Origin of the sequence: Thauera sp. SDU_THAU2 (assembly GCF_038260575.1) — a bacterium.
GTDB lineage: Bacteria > Pseudomonadota > Gammaproteobacteria > Burkholderiales > Rhodocyclaceae > Thauera.
The window spans coordinates 393,132-409,320 of sequence record NZ_JBBWUN010000003.1 but is presented as its reverse complement, the minus strand read 5'-3'; the positions used below and the strand labels follow the sequence as shown (position 1 = coordinate 409,320).

Here is a 16,189-nt window from a genome sequence, read left to right as displayed (position 1 = left end):
GAGCCCGCAACTGCAGGCCCGTCACGCCCTCACGGAGCGGGAGTGGCGGGCCTGCTGCCATTCCTGCAACAGCCCGCGCCAAACCACGGGCGGCACAGTAAACTGGATGTTTTCGTTCCCACTGCAACCGAGGACGCCCCATGACCGATACCCGCGCCGCCGACACCGTCAGCCCGGCCCGCAAGGCCGAAATCCTTGCCGAAGCCCTGCCCTACATCAAGCGCTTCTTCGACAAGACCATCGTCATCAAATACGGCGGCAACGCGATGACGGATCCGAAGCTGAAGGACTGCTTCGCCCGCGACGTCGTGCTGCTGAAGCTCGTCGGCCTCAATCCTGTCGTGGTGCACGGCGGCGGTCCGCAGATCGAGAACCTGCTGGCCCGCGTCGGCAAGAAGGGCGAGTTCATCCAGGGCATGCGCGTCACCGACGCCGAGACCATGGAAGTGGTCGAGATGGTGCTGGGCGGCCAGGTGAACAAGGAAATCGTCAACCTGATCAACCAGGCCGGCGGCAAGGCCGTGGGCCTGACCGGCAAGGACGCCAGCTTCATCCGCGCCAAGAAGCTGCTGATGCAGAAACTCGACGCCCCGGCGGGCGACCTGGTCGACGTCGGCCAGGTCGGCGAGATCACCAGCATCGATCCGAGCCTGATCTCCTTCCTCGACAAGGGCGATTTCATCCCGGTGATCGCACCGATCGGCGTCGGCGAAGAAGGCGAGACCTACAACATCAACGCCGACGTGGTCGCCGGCAAGCTGGCCGAGATCCTGAAGGCTGAGAAGCTGGTGCTGCTGACCAACACGCCGGGCGTGCTCGACAAGAGCGGCAAGCTGCTGACCGGCCTGACGCCGCGCGAGATCGACGAACTGGTCGCCGACGGCACCCTGTCCGGCGGCATGCTGCCCAAGATCGGCTCGGCGCTGGACGCGGCGCGCAACGGCGTGAAGTCGGTGCATATCATCGACGGCCGCGTCGAACACTGCCTGCTGCTCGAGATTCTCACCGACCACGGCGTCGGCACGATGATCAAGAGCAAGTAAGCGCAAAGAAAAGCCCGCCCCGCGGCAAGCGCGGGGCGGGCCTTCGTCGTCCGGAGTGAAGCTCAGACGCGATAGTAGTCGCGGTACCAGGCGACGAAGCGCCCCACCCCGTCCTTGACGCTGGTGGCCGGTGCGAAGCCGGTCCACTCGTTCAGCGCATCGGTGTCGGCATAGGTGGCCGGCACGTCGCCGTCCTGCAGCGGCATGAAGTTCTTCTGCGCCGTCGTGCCCAGCGCCTCTTCGATGGCCTCGACGAAGCCCATCAGTTCCACCGGGTTGTTGTTGCCGATGTTGAACACCCGGAACGGCGCCTTGCCGCGGCCCGGATGGGGATTGTCCGAATCGAACGCGGGGTCCGGCTCGGCAGTATGATCCAGCGTGCGGATCACGCCTTCGACGATGTCATCGACGAAGGTGAAGTCACGCCTCATCTTGCCGTGGTTGAAGACGTCGATCGGCCGGCCTTCGAGAATCGCCTTGGTGAACAGGAACAGCGCCATGTCCGGCCGGCCCCACGGACCATAGACGGTGAAGAAGCGCAGACCGGTGGTCGGCAGGCCGTACAGATGGCTGTAGGTGTGAGCCATCAGCTCGTTGGCCTTCTTGGTCGCGGCGTAGATGCTGACCGGATGGTCGACGCTGTCGGCCTCGGAGAACGGCATCCTGGTGTTGCCGCCATAGACGCTGGAACTCGACGCATAGACCAGGTGCTGCACCTTGGAATGGCGGCAGCCTTCGAGGATGTTCATGAAGCCGACGACATTGCTGTCGATGTAGGCATGGGGGTTCTGCAGCGAATAGCGCACGCCGGCCTGGGCGGCGAGATGGATCACGCGGTCGAACTTTTCCTCGGCGAACAGCCGCTCCATGCCGGCGCGGTCGGCCACGTCCATCTTGATGAAGCGGAAACCCGCATGCGGCGTCAGGCGGGCGAGACGTGCCTCCTTCAGCGTCGGGTCGTAGTAATCATTGAGATTGTCGAGGCCGACGACTTCGTCGCCACGCTCGAGCAGACGCAGGGAGGCATGCATGCCGATGAAGCCGGCGGCACCAGTGACAAGAACTTTCATGGGGCTCTCAGAAAAAAGGCAGGAAATCCGAAGGACTCTAATTATCGCATGCCGCCGTGACATGCCGTGCCATTGAAACACTGCTGCCGCCATCCTTGCTTATACTTGCGTGACCGATTCATCACCCGACTCGATGCTGACCCGCTTCCCCTATACGCTGCTGTGGATTCTTGCCCTGCCTCTCGTGCTGTTGCGCCTCGTCTGGCGCGGGCGGCGCCAGCCGGGCTATCTCAGGCACCTCGGCGAACGCTTCGGCCGCTACGCGGTGCGTGCGCCGACCCGGGTCATCTGGGTGCACGCGGTGTCGGTCGGCGAGACCCGTGCCGCCGAGCCGCTGGTCAAGGCGCTGCTGCAGCGCTGGCCGGAGCACAGCATCCTGCTCACCCACATGACGCCGACCGGACGCGAAACCTCGCAGAGCCTGTTCAGCGGCAATACACGCGTGCTGCGCTGCTACCTGCCTTACGACCTCGGCTGCTTCGCGCACGCCTTCCTGCGCCACTTCCGCCCCCAGTTCGGCGTGATCATGGAAACCGAGCTGTGGCCCAACCTGCTGGCCGCCTGCCGGCGGCGCAAGATCCCGGTGATGCTCGCCAACGCCCGGCTTTCGGAACGCTCGGCGAAGCGCTATGCCCGCCTGCCGGCACTGAGCGCGCTGACGATGGGCGCGCTGAGCGCGATCGGCGCCCAGACCGCGGCCGATGCGGCACGCCTGTCCGCACTCGGCGCCCGCCGCGTGCTGGTCACCGGCAACATCAAGTTCGACATCACCCCACCCGAGGATATCGACACCCGCGCAAGTCTTTTCCGCAGCCGCATCGGCCAGCGGCCCGTGCTGCTCGCCGCCAGCACCCGCGACGGCGAAGAAGAACTGCTGCTCGAGGCCTTCGCCCGCCTTGCCCCGCCGGAAGTGCTGCTCGCGCTCGTGCCGCGCCACCCGCAGCGCTTCGACGAAGCGGCACGGCTGGCGGCCCGCCGCGGCCTGAAGCTGCAGCGGCGTTCGGACGATGTCCCGGTCGACGGCGACACCCGCGTCTGGCTGGGCGATTCGATGGGCGAGATGTTCGTCTACTACGCAGCGGCCGACGTGGCGCTGATCGGCGGCAGTTGGCTGCCCTTCGGCGGCCAGAACCTGATCGAGGCCTGCGCCGTGGGCACCCCTGTCGTCGTCGGCCCGCACACTTTCAACTTCGCCGCTGCCGCCGAACAGGCGATCTGCGCGGGTGCGGCGCGGCGCGCCACCGATGCGGAGGACGGCATCCGCATCGGGCTTGCACTGCTGGACGACGAAGCATCGCGCCATGTCATGATCGCCGCCGGCAAGGCCTTCGCCGCAGCCGACCGCGGTGCGACCGCGCGCACGCTGGAAATGCTCGAAGGATTGAAAGCCTGAAGCCGGCGTTCAGGGCGCCAGCAGGGCGTTGATGGCGCGGACGTCGTCCTCGCCCAGCGTGCCCGCCGCCGCCTTCAGCCGCAACTGCGCCAGCAGCGTATCGTAACGCGCCCGCGACAAGCGCTGCAGCGTATCGGCCAACTGGGTCTGGGCGTTCAGCACGTCGATGTTGATGCGCACGCCGACTTCATAGCCGAGCTTGTTGGCCTCGAGCGCCGACGCCGACGAAATCCTGGCGGCCTCCAGCGCCCTCACCTCGGCCATGCCGCTGGTGAGCCCGAGCCAGGACTGGCGGGCGGCCAGGGCTGCCGTGCGGCGGGCGTCCTCCAGGTCGGCATCGGCCTTCATGCGCAGCGCCGCCGCCTCGCGCGTCACCGAAGACACGCGCCCACCCGCATACAGCGGCATGTTCAACTGCACGCCGATGGTCGTGCTTTCATTGCGATCGGTCGCCAGTTGCGGCCGGTGGATCACGCCATGCGAGGCGATCAGATCCACCGTGGGCAGATGCCCGGCCCGGGCATGCTCGACTTCGCGCGCGGCGATCTCGCGCACCAGTTGCTGCGCCTGCACGCCCAGGTTGCCCGCCTCGGCGGCATTCACCCAATCGGCGATGCTGTCCGGCTGCGGCCGCTGCAGCGCGACGCCTTCACGCAGACCGGCGAGCATGTCGGGCTGCCTGCCGATGATCTGCGCCAGCACCTGGCGCGCCACTTCGAGCTGGTTCTGCGCCGCGATTTCCTGCGCCGAGGCGAGATCGAAGCGCGACTGTGCCTCGTGCACGTCGGTGATCGTCACCGTACCGACTTCGAAGCTGGTCCTGGCCAGTTCCAGCTGCTCACCCGCCGCGGTGCGCAGCTGGCTCACCGCGTCCACCGCATCCTGGGCGTTGAGCACGTCGAAATAGGCTTCGGCGACGCGCAGCACCAGCTCCTGCCGCTGCGCATCGAACTGGGCGCCGGCAAGCGCGGTCTGCAGCTCGCCCTGCTTGAACTGCACCCAGTTCTGCCAGCGGAACAAGGGCTGGCTGAGCTGGACGCCGTAGCCGCGCCGGTCGTAGTCGCCGGACGTCCTGCCGGCGCGGGCCTCGATCTCGTTGTCGTTCCAGCTTGCATCGGCATTCAGGCCGATCTGCGGCAGCAGGCCGGCGCGGCCCTGCGCCACCTTCTCCTGCCCGGCCTCGAACTGCGCACGGGCGGCGGAGAACTTGGCGTCGTTCGCCAGCGCCTCCTGGTACACCTGCATCAGATCGGCCGCCAGGGCACTGCCTGAAAACAGTGTGGACAGACAGATTGCCAGGATGCGATTCACTCGAGCCTCCGGAGACAGGCTACCGCTCAGTATTGCGGCATGCCCGGATCCACCTGTGCCGCCCAGCCGGCAACGCCACTCGCCAGGTTGATGACCCTGGTGAAGCCCTGGTGCTCGAGGAACATGCACACCTGAGCGCTGCGCCCGCCGTGGTGGCAGATCACGACCGTCTCGCGGTCGCGATCCAGTTCGGCAAGGCGCGCAGGCACGCTGCCCATCGGCATCGGCACCGAACCGTCGATGCGGCACAGTTCGAACTCCCAGGGCTCGCGCACGTCGAGCAGCAATGGCGCTTCCCGGGAGGCATCGCTCAGGCGCTCGGCCAGGTCGCGCGGACCGATCTGCTGCATGGGCGGCTCAGAAGCTGAAGCTGTCGCGGCGCGCTGCGTTCTGCAGCATCGGCACGACGGTTTCGAAGATGTCTTCGCTGCGGAAACGCCCTTCGGCCTCGCAGGTGATCAGGCGGGCCTTCATCACCGGTGCCTCGCCGACGAAGGCGAACAGGCGGCCGCCGACCTTGAGCTGCTCCAGCAGCGCCTGCGGCACCTCTTGCACGCCGCCCGAAACGACGATCACGTCGTACGGCGCGCGCTCGGGCCAGCCGTCGATGCCGTCGCCCTGGGCGACGATGACGTTCTCGACGCCATTGCGCTCCAGGTTGGCGGAGGCGAGCTTGACCAGCTCGGGCTCGATTTCCATCGTCCGCACCCATTCGCAGCGCGCGGCCAGCAGCGCGGCGAAAAGCCGGAACCGGTGCCGATCTCGAGCGCGGAGTCGGATTTCGACGCTTGCAGCGCCTGCAGCACCTTGCCTTCGATGACCGGCTTCAGCATCACCTGGCCACAGCCGATCGGGATCTCGACGTCGGCGAATGCCAGCGCGCGCGCCTCCGCCGGCACGAATTCCTCACGCTTGACCGTCATCAGGAGATCGAGCACGTCCTGATCCAGCACCTCCCAGGGGCGGATCTGCTGCTCGACCATGTTGAAGCGTGCTTTTTCGAAGTTCATCAAGTGCTCCCGGCGAAAATAGGCGGACGCCGACTCGGTACGCCGTCCATCGTGGCAAAACCGCGTCATTCTAACGCAGTTGATGCCTTGCGACGGGAATGGATCGCGGGCAAAGCGCGGGAAGCGCAGCCGCGAACGCCAGGCACGCGGATTCAGCGCGACTCGAGCACCAGGCGGCCGTTGGTCGGCTGGATCGGCCGCGTATTACGCGCGTACAGGCGGCTGAAGAGGGCGAGCTGATCGGCGCTCATCTCCACCGGCGTCTTCATCACCACCCACACCACGTCCTCGGTGCAGGGCGGCGTCGGCAGCGAGCCCAGGTAAAGGAAATGAGCCGGATCGGCCGGCACGAAAGTGGCCAGGTCGATGGCCGCATCGGGCACGTACTCGCGGCCGCGATCGAGCGGCAGGTTGTTCCACAGCGTCTGCAGCAGCGCGTTGGGCTCCGTGCCGACCGTCAGTTGCACGGCCAGCATCGCGATGTCGCCGCCGGCGCTGCGATGCTCGAGGTACATCGCCATGTCGTAGGCCATGCCGCCGATGCGCTCCTGCGAGGGGCGGTGAAGCGTGAAGCGCTCGAGCTCGTAGCGGACGCCCCGCACCTCCATGCCCATGCCGCCGCCGACATCGACCTGCAGCGTGTTGCCGGTATCGCTGATGCGGAAACCGCTGGCATGGTAATGAAACTTGACCGGGGCCAGATCGACCGCCAGACCTTCGCGCAGATCGATCGGCGACTGGCGCTGGCCCTCGCTGCAGGTGCGCCAGTCGGGCCGCAGCCGCCCCCAGGCGTCGGGGCCGGTCTCACCCTCGTAACTCCAGCCCGGCCCTGCCGGTCCGCTGCGCTGGGCCTGCAGCAGCGCCTCCAGCGGATCGGCCTTTGCCGCCTCGCCCACTGGCTTCGCCGCAAGCGCTTGCGGCTGCCCGCTTCCCCCTGGCGACCGGGCCGGCGGCGTGGCGCGTGGCCTGGCCGCCTCGCCCGCGGACGCTTTGCGCGCAGCACTCGGCTTCGGTTTCTGCACGGCCGCTACGGGTTCAGGCCGCCCGGCCGGGCGCTGCGGCGCAGCCTCCGGGGCTTCGGGCGCCTCCCGCACCATCGCTTGCGCATCGGGCCTGGCCGGTTTGACGCCGGGCAGGCCCGGCACGATCGACGCCGGCGCTGGCTGCGTATCCGTCGCACGGAGCGGCTGCGCTGAAACGTCGCCCGCCTCGATCGGGCCGGGACGGGCAGACGCTTCGACAGGCTGCAACCGCTCGGCAGGCTTGACGGCGATTGCCTGCGGCACGGCCTTCCCGGCCAGCTTCTGGATCTCGCCCGCCACTTTCTGGATGTCGGCGGCGGATGGCGGGCCGCATACCTCGCGCCACATCCGTTCATCCACCGACCCCGGCGTCACCTGCAGTGGCTGCGCATCGGCGACCGGCTCCTCGCGCACGATGTTGTCGTCGATGTCCAGATAAACGCGCTTGACGGTGGCGAAAGTCCGGTTCTGGCAGTCATAGCGATTCAGCGCCTTGATCGTGGCGTAGCCGGAAGCAGCCGCTTCCGCCCTGCCCAGCACCACCCTGCCCCACGACACCTTGGTGCCGCGGTCGGACGAGAAGATGCTGGCGCGATCGATTTCGACGCGCCGGCTGCGGTCGCTCAGCACCAGTTGCCAGTCGGCGGCAAGCGCGTCCTGCAAGGGCATGGCGACCAGCATGGCGAGGAGAAGCGGACGGAACGGTTTCATCGAAACAGCCGGATTCGGATCGGTACGATCCTAAACGACCCCGCCAGCGAAATCTTGAGACCCTTGCCACACGAGAGCACATGCAGTATCGTCTGCCGCTCTCGTTGGGGGTGCCCATGGCGAATGGGCTGAGATACACCCTTGGAACCTGATCCGGCTCGCACCGGCGTAGGGAAACGGACTCATGAACTCATCTGCATCATCCGCGGCTGCGGCCAGCGGCACATCCCACATTCCGAACGTCGTCTCGATCGCCGGCATCGATCCGTCAGGCGGCGCAGGCGTCTTCGCCGACATCAAGACCTTCTCCGCGCTCGGCGCTTTCGGCTGCGGCGTGGTCGCGGCTCTGACCGCGCAGAATACGCAGGCCGTGACCGGCGTGCATGTGCCGCCGACCGATTTCCTGCGCCTGCAGATCGACACCCTGTTCGCCGACGTGCGTTTGCACGCCACCAAGATCGGCATGCTCGGCAGCGCCGAAGTCACCGCCACCGTTGCCGACCGCCTCGCCCACTGGCAGGCCGCCAGGGTCGTGCTCGACCCGGTCATGGTCGCCAAGAGCGGCGACAGCCTGCTGGCAAAAAGCGCGATCGCGATGATGCGCGAGGCGCTTTTCCCGCAGGCTTTCATGATCACCCCCAACCTGCCCGAAGCCGGCGTGCTGCTCGAGCAGCGCGCCCCGGAATCGGTCAAGGAAATGTACCGCGCCGCCGAGCGCCTGCGCGAACTGCTGCCGCAGTCGTCCGAACGCTGGGTGCTGCTGAAGGGCGGCCATCTGCCGGGCAACGAGTTGACCGACCTGCTGTTCGACGGCGACCGCATGGTCGAACTGCCCGCCCGGCGCATCGACACCCGCAACACCCACGGTACCGGCTGCACGCTGAGCTCGGCCATCGCCGCGCTGCTGCCCCAGACGGCGGGCGACTTCCGCCCGGTCGAAGCAGCGGTACGCCATGCGCGCCAATGGCTGGTGAATGCGATCGCGCATGCAGACCAGCTGGCGGTAGGCAGCGGCCATGGACCGGTCCATCACTTCCACGCGCTGTGGCGCGTACGGAACGGTTCGGACTGAACCCCTCCGGCGCCCCGCACCGAGCAGGTCCGCAGCGCCTCGCACCCTCCCCGCCGCACCACCCTATCTCCGCATTCCGCGCTGGCGGTGCAGCCTTTTCCCAGTTCCATCCCGCCGTACACGATTCAAACACCCAACACGGAGACAGCCCTCATGAACGCCCCGGAAAAATTCCTCGCCTCATCCGCCCACGTCGACGAAGCGGCGATCGCGCCGCTGCCGAACTCGCGCAAGATCTACGTCGAAGGCTCGCGCCCGGACATCCGCGTGCCGATGCGCGAGATCACGCAAAGCGACACCCCGGCCTCCTTCGGCGCCGAGCCCAACCCGCCGATCTTCGTCTACGACTGTTCCGGCCTCTACACCGACCCGGCGGCGAAGATCGACATCCGCTCCGGCCTGCCTGCGCTGCGCCAGGGCTGGATCGAGGAGCGCGGCGACACCGAAGTGCTGCCCGACCTGTCCTCCGAATTCGGCCGCCAGCGCGCCGCCGACAAGGCGCTCGACGAACTGCGCTTCCCCGGCCTGCACCGCAAGCCGCGCCGCGCCAAGGCCGGGCAGAATGTCAGCCAGATGCACTATGCGCGCCGCGGCATCATCACCCCCGAGATGGAATACATCGCCATCCGCGAGAACCTGAACCGCGCCCGCTACATCGAGACCCTGCGCGCCACCGGCCCCAAGGGCCAGCGCATGGCCGACATGCTGCTGCGCCAGCACCCGGGTCAGAGCTTCGGCGCCAGCCTGGCCGCCGAGATCACGCCCGAATTCGTGCGCGACGAAGTCGCCCGCGGCCGCGCCATCATCCCGGCCAACATCAACCACCCGGAGACCGAGCCGATGATCATCGGCCGCAACTTCCTGGTGAAGATCAACGCCAATATCGGCAACTCGGCGCTCGGCTCCTCGATCAACGAGGAAGTCGACAAGATGACCTGGGCGATCCGCTGGGGCGGCGACACCGTGATGGATCTGTCGACCGGCAAGAACATCCACGAGACCCGCGAATGGATCATCCGCAACAGCCCGGTGCCAATCGGTACCGTGCCGATCTACCAGGCACTGGAGAAGGTCAACGGCAAGGCCGAGGAACTGAGCTGGGAAATCTTCCGCGACACCCTGATCGAGCAGGCCGAGCAAGGCGTGGATTACTTCACCATCCACGCCGGCGTGCGCCTGCGCTACGTGCCGCTGACCGCCAACCGCATGACCGGCATCGTCAGCCGCGGCGGCTCGATCATGGCCAAGTGGTGCCTGGCGCATCACAAGGAAAGCTTCCTGTACGAACGCTTCGAGGAAATCTGCGAGATCATGAAGGCCTACGACGTCGCCTTCAGCCTCGGCGACGGCCTGCGTCCCGGCTCGATCTACGACGCCAACGACGACGCCCAGCTGGGTGAGCTCAAGACCCTGGGCGAACTGACCCAGATCGCCTGGAAGCACGACGTGCAGGTGATGATCGAAGGCCCGGGCCACGTGCCGCTGCACCTGATCCGCGAGAACATGGACCTGCAGCTCGAGCAGTGCCACGAGGCGCCCTTCTACACCCTGGGGCCGCTGACCACCGACATCGCCCCCGGCTACGACCACATCACCAGCGGCATCGGCGCGGCCACCATCGGCTGGTACGGCACCGCGATGCTGTGCTACGTCACGCCCAAGGAGCACCTGGGCCTGCCCAACAAGCAGGACGTCAAGGAAGGCATCATCACCTACAAGCTGGCGGCGCACGCAGCCGACCTGGCCAAGGGCCATCCGGGCGCGCAGATCCGCGACAACGCGCTGTCCAAGGCGCGCTTCGAGTTCCGCTGGGAAGACCAGTTCAACCTCGGCCTCGACCCGGACAAGGCGCGTGAATTCCACGACGAGACCCTGCCCAAGGATTCGGCCAAGGTCGCGCACTTCTGCTCGATGTGCGGCCCGCACTTCTGCTCGATGAAGATCACCCAGGATGTGCGCGACTTCGCCGCCGCCCAGGGCATCGCCGAGGCCGAGGCGCTGAGCAAGGGCATGGAAGTGAAGGCCGTCGAGTTCGTCAAATCCGGCGCGGAAGTCTATCGGAACGTCTGAGCACGGTTCCGGCGGCACAACGACAACGCCCGCCCGGGAGAGCTTCCCGGGCGGGCGTTGTCAATTTCTTTCGGGCCAGGCAGGAAGCCGGCCCGGGAAAAACCGGACGGCCTTACTGTGCCGCTTCGCCGACGAAGATCTCGACGCGGCGGTTCATCGCACGGCCGGACACAGTCGAGTTGTCGGCGACCGGCTGGCGCGAGCCGCGGCCGTCGATGGCGATGCGCTGCGCCGACACGCCGCGCGCCGTCAGGTAGTCGCGCACTGCGGCGGCACGGTTGATCGACAAGGGATTGTTGACCGCGTCGCTGCCGGTGCTGTCGGTGTGGCCGATGATGGTGACGGTGGTGACCGGGTGCTGGTTCAGGCCGCCCGCCAGCCGGTCGAGCACCGGGCGCATGTTCGGCTTGATGTCGTAGCGGCCGGTGTCGAAGGAGACATCGCTCGGGATATCGACCTTGAGCTGGTTGTCGGCGGTCTGGCTGACGCCGATGCCGGTGCCCTGGGTCGCCTGCTCCATCTCGGCCTTCTGCTTCTGCATGTGCTGCGACCACAGATAGCCGCCCGCAGCGCCCACCGCGGCGCCCACCGCCGCCCCGGTCGTGGTGCTCTTGCTCTTGTTGCCGCCGGCCGTCGCGCGCCCGATCGCCGCACCGGCCACGGCGCCGATGCCGGCACCGACGCCGGTGTCGCGCTGGGTTTCGCTCATGTTGGCGCAGCCGACCAGGCCGCCGGCGGCGAAGGTGAGCGCAGTCAGGGAAACGATGATCTTCTTCATGATGTCCAGCCTCCAGATTTGTAACAGGCCAGGCGATTATCCACGCCCAGCGCGGTACCTACGCCAGCCCGGTGTGCAACAAAGGATGACCGGCTCCGCGCCGGCCATCCGTATGATGAAAATCGCATGGATCGCCCATGTTGCCAGAACCGGAGCACAGGCGTGCAGCGGCGCACCGGACAGCATCGCCGTCGGCGTGTCGTACGTCACGGCCGACAGGCTGCGTGGATCGGCCACCTCCCCGAGCTGCCCGCGACGGCGACCGTGAGAAGGCCTATCCGCGCGCCCTGTCGATCACGCTCGGGCCGCCATCGATGCCGGCAGGGAAGCCCTCCGACGCCTGCATGCCGCGGCCGAGCGCACGCATGTCGGCACCGCTGGGATGCTGGAACACGCGCAGGCCGAACTCCGGCAGGATGGCCAGCAGATGGTCGAAGATGTCCGACTGCGTGCCTTCGTACTCGGCCCACACGACGGAGTTGGAGAAACAGTAGATTTCCAGCGGCAGGCCGTCGGAAGTCGGCGCCATCTGGCGCACCATCAGCATCATGCCCTGATGCACGCCGGGGTGATGGCGCAGGTAGCGGTCGACATAGGCGCGGAAGGTGCCGATGTTGGTGACGCGGCGGCGATTGACGACGTCGCGCTCGCCGCCCGGCAGGCTGGCGTTCCAGGCCTCCAGTTCGGCCTCCTTGGCCGGCAGGTAGCCGTCGAGCAGCGCGAAGCGGTCGAGGCGCCGGCGTTCTTCGTCGGTCAGGAAGCGGATACTGTGCTGGTCGATGTAGAGGCTGCGCTTGATCCGCCGCCCGCCCGATTCGCGCATGCCGCGCCAGTTGCGGAACGAATCCGAGATCAGGCGCTTGGTCGGGATGGTCGTGATGGTCTTGTCGAAGTTCTGCACCTTCACCGTGTGCAGCGCGATGTCGATGACGTCGCCATCCGCGTTCAGTTGCGACATCTCGATCCAGTCGCCGATCCGGACCATGTCGTTGGACGCCAGCTGGATGCTGGCGACGAGCGACAGCAGGGTGTCCTGGAAGATCAGCATCAGCACCGCCGCCATCGCCCCCAGGCCGGACAGCAGGATCAGCGGCGAACGGTCGACCAGGCTCGCCACCATCAGGATCGCGGCGATGAAGTAGATGACGATCTTGGTCACCTCGACATAACCCTTGATCGGCCGGATCCGGGCGCTCGGGCGGCGCTGATAGCGCGCGCCGAGAATGTTCATCAGGCCGCCCAGCGCCAGCGCCACCGTCAGCACGATGAAAGCGCTGCACACGTTCTGGACTACCGTCACCAGCGCTTCGGGAAGGTGCGGCACCATGCCGACGCCGATCATCAGCACCAGCGCGGGGACGACGTTCGACAGCCGCGACACCACCCGCATCGGGCTCGTTCCGCCCGGCTCGCCGTCCCGGGCGAGCACGCTCGCGCCCAGCAGCGTGCGCAGGCCGCGCAGCAGGACGTGCTTGGTCAGCCAGTTCGCCAGCCAGGCGAGGGCCAGCAGGCTGCCGACCGCCACCAGGGTATAAAGCGCTGGATGCTGCTCCAGCGCACCGACGGCAGCATCGAAATCCTCTTGCATTCCATCTCCACGAAAAACTCGCCCCAGCGTATATCCGAACGCCGTCCGCGGGCGAAGCGCATTTGGCGCAAATTATATCCAGCCGATTTCCCGCCCTTCTGCCTCCCCGGCCCGACGGGTGGAGCCAATCGGCTACAATTCACCCCAATCGCAAGCATCCACGGGCCATGCCGGCAGGCCGCCCGCAACTCTCCAGCTCCCTTGAATCCGATGAATCACCCCGACAGCAAGACCGGCGCCGAAGCCGCCGCACCGAGCAACTTCATCCGCAACATCATCGACGAAGACATTCGCAGCGGAAAATGGGGCGGCCGCGTCGAGACGCGCTTCCCGCCCGAACCGAACGGCTACCTGCACTACGGCCACGCCAAGTCGATCTGCCTGAACTTCGGCCTCGCCGAAGTCTATGGCGGCGTCTGCCACATGCGCTTCGACGACACCAACCCGGAAAAGGAAGAGCAGGAATACGTCGACGCCATCATCGAAGCGGTGCGCTGGCTCGGCTTCGACTGGGGCGAGCACCTGTATTTTGCCTCGGACTACTTCGACACCATGCACGCCTGCGCCGTCAGCCTGATCAAGGCCGGCAAGGCCTACGTCGACTCGCAGTCGGCCGAAGAGATGCGGACCAACCGCGGCACGCTGACCGAAGCGGGCAAGAACAGCCCCTGGCGCGACCGCAGCGTGGCCGAGAACCTAGAGCTCTTCGAGCGCATGCGTGCCGGAGAGTTCGCCGAAGGCACTCACGTGCTGCGCGCCAGGATCGACATGGCCAGCCCCAACATCAACCTGCGTGACCCGGCGATCTACCGCATCCGCCACGCCAGCCACCACCGCAGCGGCGACAAGTGGTGCATCTACCCGATGTACACCTTCGCCCACCCGATCGAGGATGCGATCGAGAACATCACGCATTCGGTGTGCACGCTCGAATTCGAGGACCAGCGCCCCTTCTACGACTGGCTGCTCGACGCACTGGCGGCCGAAGGCCACTTCCCGCGCCCACTGCCGCAGCAGATCGAATTCTCCCGCCTCAATCTGACTTACGTCGTGCTGTCCAAGCGCAAGCTGATCCAGCTCGTCAACGAAGGCCACGTCGACGGCTGGGACGACCCCCGCCTGCCGACCCTGATCGGCGCCCGCCGCCGCGGCTTCACGCCGGCCGGCTTCCGCCGCTTCGCCGAGCGCATCGGCGTCTCCAAGGCCGACGCCTGGATCGACATGAGCGTGCTCGAAGAGTGCATGCGCGACGACCTCAACGACGCCGCCGAACGCCGCGTCGCCGTGCTCGACCCGCTGCGGCTGGTCATCACCAACTACCCCGAAGGCCAGTCCGAGCAATGCGAGGCGCCCAAGCACCCGCTCAAGCCCGAACTCGGCAAGCGCGAGATGCCGTTCGGCCGCGAGCTGTGGATCGAGCGCGAGGACTTCATGGAAGAACCCATCAAGGGCTTCCGCCGCCTCTACCCCGGCAACATGGCGCGGCTGCGCTACGGCTTCGTCGTCAAATGCACCGGCTGCGAGAAGGACGCCGACGGCAATGTCACCACGGTGCTGGCCGAATACATGCCCGACTCCAAGTCCGGCACGCCCGGCGCCGACAACTACAAGGTCAAGGGCAACCTGCACTGGGTCTCGGCCGCGCACGGCTACCAGGCCGAAGTGCGCCTGTACGACCGCCTGTTCGCCCATCCCCACCCCGGCCAGCGCCGCGAAGGCGACGCCCCGGAGACCGAGCGCGACTTCCTCGACGACATCAACCCGGACAGCAAGCGCACCGTCACCGCCTGGCTGGAACCGGCGCTGAAGGACGCCCGGGCCGAGGACCGCTTCCAGTTCGAGCGCCACGGTTACTTCGTCGCCGACCGCGTCGATTCGAAACCCGGCTCGCCAGTGTTCAACCGCACGGTCACGCTGAAGGATTCGTGGGCGAAGGGCGGGAAATGAACCATTGAGGAAGCATCGAGCCCCACCGCCATGAAACTGCGCCGCCTGCTCCCCTATCTCGTCATACCGATCCTGCTGGCGGCAGCCGGCTGGTGGCTGACGCGGCCCAAGCCGGTGGCGGTGGTGGTGCATGAAGTGGGGCGCGGGCTGGTCGAGGCGACGCTGTCGAACACCCGCGCCGGCGAGATCGAAGCCTGCCAGCGCAGCAAGATGGCAACCATCGTCGGCGGCCGCATCGACTATCTGGGCGTCAAGGAAGGCGACCGCGTCGAAGCCGGCCAGGTGCTGATGCGGCTGTGGCATGGCGATCTCGAAGCACGGCTGACGGTGGCCAGGGCGCAGCTTGCGACCGCGCGCCAGCGCGTGCGGGAAGCCTGTACCGTCGCCGACAATGCCGAACGCGAGGCGGCACGCCAGGCGCAACTGGTCGAACGCGGCTTCGTCTCGGCCAGCGCCGAGGAAAGGGCCCGCACCGAAGCCCATGCCCGGCGCGCCGCCTGCGACACGGCGCGGGCCGACGTCCTCACCGCCCAGGCGCAGGTCGATGCCACCGAGATCGATCGCCAGCGCCTGGTGCTGGTCGCGCCCTTCGCCGGCACCGTGGCGCTGATCACCGGCGAGCTCGGCGAGATCTCCATCCCTTCTCCGCCCGGTGTGCCGACGCCGCCGGCGATCGACCTGATCGATGACACCTGTCTGTACGTCAAGGCACCGATGGACGAAATCGATGCCCCGCGGATCCGTCCCGGCCAGCCGGTGCGGATCACGCTCGAAGCGATGCCGGCCACCGTCTTCGAAGGCCGCGTCAAGCGCATCGCGCCCTATATCACCGCAGTCGAGAAGCAGGCGCGCACGGTGGAAGTGGACATCGATTTCGTCCGCCCCGATGAAGCGCGCGGCATGCTGGTGGGCTACAGCGCCGACGTCGAGATCGTACTCGACACGCGCGCCGACGCGCTGCGCATTCCCACCGCGGCGCTGCGCGAAGGCCAGCGCGTGCTGGTGGAAGCAAACGGCCGGCTGGTCGAACGCGAAGTGCGTACCGGCTTGTCGAACTGGGAACACACCGAGATCGTTGACGGCCTGAACGCCGGCGAGCGCATCGTCACCTCGCTGGAGCGCGCAGGCGTCGCGGCCGGGGCGCGGGTCAGCATCGAAGCCGTCGCCCGCTAGC

General features: G+C 67.2%; 12 protein-coding genes, 1 pseudogene and 1 riboswitch. Of the genes and pseudogenes, 6 read left to right on the top strand and 7 right to left on the bottom strand.

The features are described 5' to 3' along the window. Positions 1-140: 140 nt before the first annotated feature. Positions 141-1,043, top strand: a complete 903-nt coding sequence (gene argB / locus AAFL97_RS02955) for an acetylglutamate kinase (protein ID WP_263460921.1) — start codon at positions 141-143, stop codon at positions 1,041-1,043. Between the two features lie 62 nt (positions 1,044-1,105). On the opposite strand, the gene AAFL97_RS02950 is transcribed toward argB, so the two are convergent. Next, entirely contained in the window at positions 1,106-2,113 is a 1,008-nt protein-coding gene (locus AAFL97_RS02950; RefSeq protein ID WP_341643643.1) for an NAD-dependent epimerase, read from the bottom strand. 133 nt (positions 2,114-2,246) lie between these two features. Between AAFL97_RS02950 and waaA the strand changes: the two genes are divergently transcribed. Further along, positions 2,247-3,506: a lipid IV(A) 3-deoxy-D-manno-octulosonic acid transferase gene (gene waaA, locus AAFL97_RS02945; RefSeq protein ID WP_341647083.1), complete on the top strand. Its 1,260-nt coding sequence runs from the start codon at positions 2,247-2,249 to the stop codon at positions 3,504-3,506. A gap of 9 nt (positions 3,507-3,515) precedes the next feature. Here waaA and AAFL97_RS02940 read toward each other — a convergent pair whose 3' ends face one another. From AAFL97_RS02940 to AAFL97_RS02925, 4 genes and pseudogenes are all read right to left on the bottom strand, one after another. Beyond that, positions 3,516-4,817: a TolC family outer membrane protein gene (locus AAFL97_RS02940; protein ID WP_341643642.1), complete on the bottom strand. Its 1,302-nt coding sequence runs from the start codon at positions 4,815-4,817 to the stop codon at positions 3,516-3,518. Between the two features lie 26 nt (positions 4,818-4,843). Continuing rightward, positions 4,844-5,167: a rhodanese-like domain-containing protein gene (locus tag AAFL97_RS02935; protein ID WP_341643641.1), complete on the bottom strand. Its 324-nt coding sequence runs from the start codon at positions 5,165-5,167 to the stop codon at positions 4,844-4,846. 7 nt (positions 5,168-5,174) lie between these two features. Further along, a pseudogene (locus tag AAFL97_RS02930) lies at positions 5,175-5,827 on the bottom strand (protein-L-isoaspartate O-methyltransferase family protein). Positions 5,828-5,979: 152 nt separating this feature from the next. Further along, positions 5,980-7,560, bottom strand: a complete 1,581-nt coding sequence (locus tag AAFL97_RS02925) for a surface-adhesin E family protein (protein ID WP_341643640.1) — start codon at positions 7,558-7,560, stop codon at positions 5,980-5,982. Positions 7,561-7,656: 96 nt separating this feature from the next. After that, a riboswitch (TPP riboswitch) is annotated at positions 7,657-7,752 on the top strand. Here AAFL97_RS02925 and thiD point away from each other — a divergent pair. Together thiD and thiC are read left to right on the top strand one after the other, a co-directional pair. Further along, positions 7,745-8,632 (top strand): bifunctional hydroxymethylpyrimidine kinase/phosphomethylpyrimidine kinase, encoded by an 888-nt coding sequence (gene thiD, locus AAFL97_RS02920; RefSeq protein ID WP_341643639.1) that lies wholly within the window; start codon positions 7,745-7,747, stop codon positions 8,630-8,632. (Overlaps the previous riboswitch by 8 nt.) A 153-nt stretch (positions 8,633-8,785) precedes the next feature. Continuing rightward, entirely contained in the window at positions 8,786-10,702 is a 1,917-nt protein-coding gene (gene thiC / locus AAFL97_RS02915; protein ID WP_263460913.1) for a phosphomethylpyrimidine synthase ThiC, read from the top strand. Positions 10,703-10,814: 112 nt separating this feature from the next. Here the strand turns inward: thiC and AAFL97_RS02910 are convergent, their stop codons facing one another. Then, complete coding sequence (locus AAFL97_RS02910; RefSeq protein WP_263460912.1) at positions 10,815-11,480, bottom strand: OmpA family protein; 666 nt, start codon at positions 11,478-11,480, stop codon at positions 10,815-10,817. A 274-nt stretch (positions 11,481-11,754) separates the two neighbouring features. Beyond that, entirely contained in the window at positions 11,755-13,068 is a 1,314-nt protein-coding gene (locus tag AAFL97_RS02905; protein WP_263460911.1) for a mechanosensitive ion channel family protein, read from the bottom strand. A 210-nt stretch (positions 13,069-13,278) separates the two neighbouring features. Here AAFL97_RS02905 and AAFL97_RS02900 point away from each other — a divergent pair, with 210 nt between their 5' ends. Beyond that, positions 13,279-15,015, top strand: a complete 1,737-nt coding sequence (locus tag AAFL97_RS02900) for a glutamine--tRNA ligase/YqeY domain fusion protein (protein WP_341643638.1) — start codon at positions 13,279-13,281, stop codon at positions 15,013-15,015. A 30-nt stretch (positions 15,016-15,045) separates the two neighbouring features. Continuing rightward, the gene (locus tag AAFL97_RS02895; protein ID WP_341643637.1) at positions 15,046-16,188 is read left to right on the top strand and encodes an efflux RND transporter periplasmic adaptor subunit; all 1,143 of its coding nucleotides are present in this window, start codon (positions 15,046-15,048) and stop codon (positions 16,186-16,188) included. Position 16,189 lies beyond the last annotated feature (1 nt).

Coding starts and splice junctions, on each gene's coding strand:
- waaA (WP_341647083.1), top strand. CDS start 2,247: ATGCTGACCCGCTTCCCCTATACGCTGCTGTGGATTCTTGCCCTGCCT.
- AAFL97_RS02900 (WP_341643638.1), top strand. CDS start 13,279: ATGAATCACCCCGACAGCAAGACCGGCGCCGAAGCCGCCGCACCGAGC.
- argB (WP_263460921.1), top strand. CDS start 141: ATGACCGATACCCGCGCCGCCGACACCGTCAGCCCGGCCCGCAAGGCC.
- AAFL97_RS02950 (WP_341643643.1), bottom strand. CDS start 2,113: ATGAAAGTTCTTGTCACTGGTGCCGCCGGCTTCATCGGCATGCATGCC.
- AAFL97_RS02910 (WP_263460912.1), bottom strand. CDS start 11,480: ATGAAGAAGATCATCGTTTCCCTGACTGCGCTCACCTTCGCCGCCGGC.
- thiC (WP_263460913.1), top strand. CDS start 8,786: ATGAACGCCCCGGAAAAATTCCTCGCCTCATCCGCCCACGTCGACGAA.
- thiD (WP_341643639.1), top strand. CDS start 7,745: ATGAACTCATCTGCATCATCCGCGGCTGCGGCCAGCGGCACATCCCAC.
- AAFL97_RS02895 (WP_341643637.1), top strand. CDS start 15,046: ATGAAACTGCGCCGCCTGCTCCCCTATCTCGTCATACCGATCCTGCTG.
- AAFL97_RS02935 (WP_341643641.1), bottom strand. CDS start 5,167: ATGCAGCAGATCGGTCCGCGCGACCTGGCCGAGCGCCTGAGCGATGCC.
- AAFL97_RS02925 (WP_341643640.1), bottom strand. CDS start 7,560: ATGAAACCGTTCCGTCCGCTTCTCCTCGCCATGCTGGTCGCCATGCCC.
- AAFL97_RS02905 (WP_263460911.1), bottom strand. CDS start 13,068: ATGCAAGAGGATTTCGATGCTGCCGTCGGTGCGCTGGAGCAGCATCCA.